This is a genomic window from Thiohalophilus sp., assembly GCF_031581315.1.
Lineage (GTDB): Bacteria > Pseudomonadota > Gammaproteobacteria > UBA6429 > Thiohalophilaceae > Thiohalophilus.
Window position 1 is genome coordinate 1 of the sequence record NZ_JAVLAZ010000089.1, and the last position, 6,639, is coordinate 6,639.

Genomic DNA, 6,639 nt, shown 5'->3' on the forward strand with positions numbered 1-6,639 from the left:
CCTGAGATAGCGCTTACAGGCTGTAGTACATGTCGAACTCGACCGGATGGGTGGTCATGCGGAAGCGGGTAACTTCTTCCATCTTCAGCTTGATGTAGGCATCGATAACATCATCGGTGAACACACCACCCTGGGTCAGGAAGGCCCGATCTTCGCTCAGTGCATCCAGCGCCTGGTCGAAGGAGTGGCACACGGTCGGGATGCTGGCCGCTTCTTCGGCCGGCAGGTCGTAGAGATCCTTGTCCATGGCATCGCCCGGGTGGATCTTGTTCTGGATACCGTCCAGACCGGCCATCATCATGGCGGTGAAGGCCAGGTACGGGTTGGCGGTCGGATCCGGGAAACGCACCTCGATGCGGCGGCCTTTCGGATTGGCCACGTACGGGATACGAATCGAGGCCGAACGGTTACGGGCCGAGTAGGCCAGCATGACCGGCGCTTCGAAGCCCGGCACCAGACGCTTGTAGGAGTTGGTCGAAGCATTGGTAAAGGCATTCAATGCGCGCGCATGCTTGATGATCCCGCCGATATAGTACAGCGCGGTTTCGGACAGGCCGCCGTACTCGTTACCGGAGAACAGGTTCTGGCCGTCTTTCATCAGTGACTGATGCACGTGCATGCCGCTGCCGTTATCGCCGACCAGCGGCTTGGGCATGAAGGTGGCGGTCTTGCCATAGATGTGCGCGACATTGTGGATCACGTATTTCATACGCTGGTTCCAGTCGGCCCGCTCCACCAGGGTGCTGAACTTGGTGCCGATTTCACACTGGCCGGCGGTAGCAACTTCGTGATGGTGCACTTCGACCGGTACGCCCACCTCTTCGAGTGCCAGGCACATGGCGGCACGCAGATCGTTCAGGGAATCGACCGGCGGCACGGGGAAGTAACCCCCTTTCATGCCCGGGCGGTGACCGATGTTGCCGTCGGTATAAACGCGTTCGGAGTTCCACTCGGCTTCTTCGGAATCCACTTTGTAGAAAGCACCGCTCATATCGGCGCCCCAGCGAACGTCGTCCAGGACGAAGAACTCGGGTTCGGGACCGAACAGGGCGGTATCGGCAATACCGGTGGACTGCAGATAGGCTTCACCACGCTTGGCGATGGAGCGGGGATCGCGCTCGTAGCCCTGGCCGGTAGCCGGCTCCAGGATATCGCAGGTCAGGTTCACGCTCGGCTCTTCGGAGAAAGGGTCCAGGAAGGCGCTGTCGGCGTCGGGCATCAGGATCATGTCCGATTCGTTAATGCCTTTCCAGCCGGAGATGGACGAACCGTCGAACATCTTGCCTTCGGTAAACAGGTCTTCATCCTCGGCGTGGGCCGGCACGGAAACGTGCTGCTCTTTGCCGCGGGTATCGGTGAAACGGAAGTCAATGAACTTGACGCCGTTATCTTTAATCATCTTCATGACGTTGTCAGACATTTAGGGTTCTCCGGTTATCTCAAAATTCAGTGTTATCCAGAATTGCGCTGTCGTTGGCGCAGTCCAAAATCTGTTGCCCGATTAAGTGCACGAACCATGCCACACCGTAACAGGCTGATTCTGCAAGGGTTATATCCACTCTGTGCAGATCACGGTGCATTGTAAGCACTAAACTAGTGCATAAAACCCGGTTTTCGCACTATTTTGGTGCTCTACCGGTACAGCAGCCTGACCGATTGCACGCCGTCCACCTCCCGGGCCGCACGGGCAAAACGCTGGCGCAAAGCTTCGCGCTGATTCTGGTCCCGCTCCAGGGCCAGGTCGATCGGCAGGATCAGCTCCACCTGAATACCGCCCTCCAGGTAGTGCAGGGTAGTGTGGGCAATCCGGCGGGATTCTTCAATCTCACTCCAGGCCTTTTCGAGCCGTGCGAGTAAATTGCTGCGGTTGGGCAGATTCAGATTCAGCGGCACTCTTTCGTCATTTTCCGGATCGATGTGCACCGTGACGTCATTGACCTCTTCCACGTCACTGATCACCTTCTTGCGCACCCGCTCACTGACATAATGGGCTTCGGAGACGCTCAGATAGGGATCCACCTGAATGTGCACGTCCACCAGCGCTTCGGCACCACTGCGCCGGCTACGCAGAATGTGCAGTGCCTCGACCCCGTCGACCTCGAGGATCGCCTGACGAATGATCTCCTGGCGTTCCGGATCCAGCGCGGTGTCCACCAGCTCTTTGACGCTGTGCGCGGAGAGATCCCAGCCGATCTTGGCAATCATGCCGGCGACGCCGATGGCGGCAATGGCATCGAGGTACTCGAGGCCGGCCATGCTGCCGGCGACCCCGAGCAACACGATCAGGGAGGAGATCGCGTCGGATCGGCTGTGCCAGGCATTGGCCTTGAGCATGTGGGACTTGTATTTGCGGGCGATCACCATGCTGTAGTGGTAGATCGCCTCCTTGCCCAGGATCGATACGCCCGCCACGATCAGCGCCCAGAAGCTCGGATGCAGCAATTTATCCGGGTTAAACAGGCGGATCACGGCATCAATACTGATGCCGACGGCCACCGCCATCAGGGCGATGCCCAGCCCCACCGTCGCCATGGTCTCGAAGCGTCCGTGGCCGTAGGGATGCTCGGCGTCCGCCTCCCGGCTGGAGTGGCGGGCGGCGTAAATCACTACCGCATCGGTCGCCAGATCGGAAAAGGAGTGCACCCCGTCCGCGATCAGCGCCTGGGACTGGGCCAGCCAGCCGACCACGACCTTGAGCACGCCGAGAACCAGATCCACCAGGGCGCCGACCAGGGTGACACGGGTAATCTGGCGAGTGCGATCGTCCCGCTCGGCGTGGGTGATGACGGGAGCCTGGTCCTGTTCAATCGTTGCCATCGCCGACCTCGATTCGAATCACAATCTCTTCATCCTGTTGCACTGTCGCCAGAATTCGATGGCCGTTGATCCGGCACCAGGCAGGGACATCATTCAACGCACCCGGATCGGTGCAGGTCACCTCCAGCACCTCGCCGGGAGTCAGGGCCGCGATCGCATCCTGGACCCGGATTACCGGCATGGGACAGAGCAGCCGGCGCGCATCGAGTTGGTGAGTACTCACAAATACCATTCTTGTGGAATCGCGTCCAGCTGCATCGGGGCCACTTGCAGCGTCTTCTGCTGGCCGTCAGTGTAGCTCACTTCCACGTCGACCGCCTCGGCGTCGCGCCCCTGGCTGAAGCGGGCGGCGACCCGGGCGGCGATTTCCACGTCAGCCTCGCTGATCTCGCCATCGATCAGGGCCAGCGGCCCCTTATGACTGGCGATGCGCAAATGGACAAACTGGTTGCGATAGCCTTCGAGGAATTTGTTCTCACCTTCCTCGCGGCCAATGATCACCTTGTAGTTGGGTGCCGGACGCAGATGGCGACCCACCTTGAGCAGCATAATGTCATCCAGCTGATAATCCCGGCCGGGGCGATGTTGCCACATATCCACCAGTTTGTCGGAATAGCTCTTGTCGGTGAGAAAGCAGCACCCGCCGGCCGGCTGGGCGTAATCGGTGAAGCCGAACTGATTGGCCAGCGCCATCTGCGGTTTGCGGGAGCGGCCGCTGAAATCATAGAGCCGCTCGCGATCTACCCAGCCTTCGCGCTCGGGCAACGTTGCCGGCAGGTTCTTCGCGCACAGCGGACGCAACAGTCGATCGCCCGCCCCGGACTCACGCTGGATCACCGGCATGGTCTCCTTGCGCTGGGACATGGGCCGCTGGCCTATCACTTCACCGGTAACGATAAAATCAAACCCGTTGGCTTCGATCCATTCGTGCGCCTTGCGCACCATGAAGCCCTTGCAATCGAGACAGGGATTCATGTTCTGGCCATAACCGTGCTTCGGGTTCAGCAGTACATCCTTGTACTCCTCGATCACATCAACAATATGCAGCTTGATACCCAGCTGTTCAGCCACCCACAGGGCATTGTTGCGTTTGGGCTTGTCCTTATCCTGCTTGCGGATCGCATGCGTATGGCCCTCGACGCAAAACCCGGTGAAAAAATTGATCCCCTCCACGTGCACGCCCTGCTCCTGCAAAACCCGTGCGGCCAGCAGGGAATCAAGACCGCCTGAAATCAGGGCGACAGCTTTACGTTGTTCGGACATGGGACTTTACCGGTGTTTCGGGGTTGGTCAGGGGAGGGGAAGGATAGCAGAAATCGGCCCGATAGAGAAAAAATCGAATTATCCGCAAATAAACGCTAATGAACACGAATAATTCATTATCTCCTCACAGAATATTGGTTCAGCAGTGTAACGTGACCAGAGATATGGCCTGATAAAACGTACCGGATCAAAGCGCTCCGGGGAGAGGGAAAGAACTGCTTTAAATGATCTTCTTTGCGTTAATTGGCGTTTATTTGCGGATCCTTTAATGAATATAAGAATTTTCAGTGTAACCGGCCATTTCCTCCACGTTTGCGGGCTTCGGGATCGGCCTGAGGCGTGGCATCGGTCACCTGCTCCAGGGCCTGGCGCGCCATGGCGGATCCGGTGTCCTGCCACAGTTCAAGATTGTTGAGCGGATCCAGCATCTGTTCCTGGCGCATATTGCGGATCGCCTGCAGCACATCCATGGCCATAACAAAGGTCAGGGCCAGTTCGGCGTACAGGGTTGAGAGGGGATCGCGGCTGTCGCCCAGGTGCCGGTAGGCACTGCGACCCAGATCCACGTAATAGCTGACCCGGACCCGGCGACGTTCAGCGCGACGCGGAAACAGCCCACAATAAAGCAGGCATTGATCGCCCACGTCCCGCAGCTGGTGCTGCTGTTCGCGACCCTGACTGAGTGCCGCCTGGAGATAGTCCAGGGCCATAACCCGTTGGGTCATCTCCGACCGGCTGAGGTACCGCATCAGGGTAAAGACCAGATAGCTTTCAAGATCCGGTTCCAGTTGAATGCCGGCCTGTTGCTCGGCATCGCTGACCAGACTGTGCCACTGGGATAGTTGACCGTTCTCGTTCTCCACCACAACACCCTCCTGATCGGCTGCCTCTTTAATTAAATCATCGACCTTTTTGCCGCCAACTTGAAGCTTTTGCCCTGCCACCGGATGGCACCCTGACTTGCCAAATCCAAAAAACCGTATCGCATATGGTTATCACGGGGCAGTGGCGCGGCTATAATGTGCGCTCTTTTCGCCCTGACCCACATATATAAAGGTATCAGCTTGAGCAAATCGCGCCATATCGCCGAGGCCCGCACGTTTCAGGGGCTGATCTTTGCCCTGCAACGCTACTGGGCCGAACAGGGCTGCATCGTCCTGCAACCCTATGACATGGAAGTGGGCGCAGGCACCTTTCATACCGCCACCTTCATTCGCGCCATCGGCCCCGAACCCTGGGCCGCCGCCTATGTACAGCCCTCGCGCCGACCCACCGATGGCCGTTATGGCGAGAACCCCAATCGCCTGCAGCATTACTACCAGTTCCAGGTGGTGATCAAACCCTCACCGCTGGATATTCAGGAACTGTATCTGGGCTCACTGGAAATGCTCGGGCTCGATCCGCTGGTCCACGATATCCGTTTCGTCGAAGACAACTGGGAATCGCCGACCCTCGGCGCCTGGGGGCTGGGCTGGGAGGTGTGGCTCAACGGTATGGAGGTGAGCCAGTTCACCTATTTCCAGCAGGTGGGGGGTCTGGACTGCAAACCGGTCACCGGCGAAATCACCTACGGGCTGGAGCGCATCGCCATGTACCTGCAGGGCGTGGAAAGCGTGTTCGATCTGATCTGGACCGACGGCCCGCGCGGCAAGGTGACCTACGGCGACGTGTTTCATCAAAATGAGGTGGAGCAGTCCACCTATAATTTCGAACACGCCGATGTGGACGATCTGTTCCATCAGTTCGATCAGGCCGAGAAAATGAGTCAGCAACTGATCGAAGCGCAACTGCCGCTGCCGGCCTACGAACAGGTGCTCAAGGCCTCGCACAGTTTCAATCTGCTCGACGCACGCCATGCCATCTCGGTGACCGAACGCCAGCGTTATATCCTGCGGGTACGCAACCTCTCCCGCGCCGTGGCCGAGGCCTATTACGCGGCACGCGAATCGCTTGGCTTTCCGATGTGCAAGGAGGCCGATCAATGAGCCAGGCGGATCTTTTAATCGAAATTGGCACCGAGGAGTTGCCGCCCAGAGCACTGCAAACCCTTTGCAATGCGTTTGAAGAGGGCGTGCGTCACGGACTGCTGGAGAATCATCTGGACAGCCCTGACATCCATCAGTATGCCACGCCCCGCAGGCTGGCCTTGTTGATCAAAGACCTACCGACCGTCACGGCGGACCGTACCATCGAGCAACACGGTCCGCCGCTGTCCGCCGCCTTCGATGATGAAGGCCAACCGACCAAAGCCGCCCAGGGCTTTGCCCGCAAGTGCGGCGTCAGTGTTGAAGAGCTGCAAAGCGAGGAAACGGACAAGGGTACCCGACTGGTTTATCGCGCCACCCGGCCCGGTGAACCGAGCGCCCGTTTCATCCCCGACATTGTCCGTCAGGCGCTGGATAAACTGCCGATCCCCAAGCGCATGCGCTGGGGCGATCTGGACGCCTGGTTCGTGCGCCCGGTTCACTGGGTGGTGTTGCTGTTTGGCGACGAGGTGATCGACGCCGAGATCCTCAGTGTCAAAAGCGGCCGCGAAACCCGTGGTCACCGCTTCCATCA

7 protein-coding genes are annotated in these 6,639 nt (G+C 58.8%); 2 read left to right on the forward strand and 5 right to left on the reverse strand.

The features are described 5' to 3' along the window. Positions 1-13 precede the first annotated feature (13 nt). The 5 genes from glnA to RI563_RS11135 form a co-directional block, all read right to left on the reverse strand. Complete coding sequence (gene glnA, locus RI563_RS11115; protein WP_310694454.1) at positions 14-1,420, reverse strand: glutamate--ammonia ligase; 1,407 nt, start codon at positions 1,418-1,420, stop codon at positions 14-16. 212 nt (positions 1,421-1,632) lie between these two features. Further along, complete coding sequence (locus RI563_RS11120; RefSeq protein ID WP_310694455.1) at positions 1,633-2,817, reverse strand: cation diffusion facilitator family transporter; 1,185 nt, start codon at positions 2,815-2,817, stop codon at positions 1,633-1,635. Beyond that, positions 2,804-3,049 carry a sulfurtransferase TusA family protein gene (locus RI563_RS11125; RefSeq protein ID WP_317622885.1) on the reverse strand — a complete coding sequence of 82 codons (246 nt, stop codon included), beginning with the start codon at positions 3,047-3,049 and terminating at the stop codon, positions 2,804-2,806. Before RI563_RS11125 ends, RI563_RS11120 begins: the two co-directional genes overlap by 14 nt. Continuing rightward, positions 3,037-4,080: a tRNA (5-methylaminomethyl-2-thiouridylate)-methyltransferase gene (locus RI563_RS11130; RefSeq protein ID WP_310694457.1), complete on the reverse strand. Its 1,044-nt coding sequence runs from the start codon at positions 4,078-4,080 to the stop codon at positions 3,037-3,039. Before RI563_RS11130 ends, RI563_RS11125 begins: the two co-directional genes overlap by 13 nt. Before the next feature lie 284 nt (positions 4,081-4,364). Beyond that, entirely contained in the window at positions 4,365-4,946 is a 582-nt protein-coding gene (locus RI563_RS11135) for a hypothetical protein (protein WP_310694458.1), read from the reverse strand. Positions 4,947-5,162: 216 nt separating this feature from the next. Here RI563_RS11135 and glyQ point away from each other — a divergent pair, with 216 nt between their 5' ends. Both glyQ and RI563_RS11145 read left to right on the forward strand, forming a co-directional pair. Then, on the forward strand, positions 5,163-6,065 hold the full coding sequence (gene glyQ, locus RI563_RS11140; RefSeq protein WP_317622886.1) for a glycine--tRNA ligase subunit alpha: 903 nt from the start codon (positions 5,163-5,165) through the stop codon (positions 6,063-6,065). Then, positions 6,062-6,639 (forward strand): glycine--tRNA ligase subunit beta (locus RI563_RS11145; RefSeq protein ID WP_310694460.1); only part of this gene is annotated, 578 nt, incomplete at its 3' end. The genes glyQ and RI563_RS11145, both read left to right, overlap by 4 nt.

Excerpts from the sequence above, each read along its gene's own strand:
- RI563_RS11120 (WP_310694455.1), bottom strand. The coding sequence starts at position 2,817 with ATGGCAACGATTGAACAGGACCAGGCTCCCGTCATCACCCACGCCGAG.
- RI563_RS11130 (WP_310694457.1), bottom strand. The coding sequence starts at position 4,080 with ATGTCCGAACAACGTAAAGCTGTCGCCCTGATTTCAGGCGGTCTTGAT.
- glnA (WP_310694454.1), bottom strand. The coding sequence starts at position 1,420 with ATGTCTGACAACGTCATGAAGATGATTAAAGATAACGGCGTCAAGTTC.
- RI563_RS11125 (WP_317622885.1), bottom strand. The coding sequence starts at position 3,049 with ATGGTATTTGTGAGTACTCACCAACTCGATGCGCGCCGGCTGCTCTGT.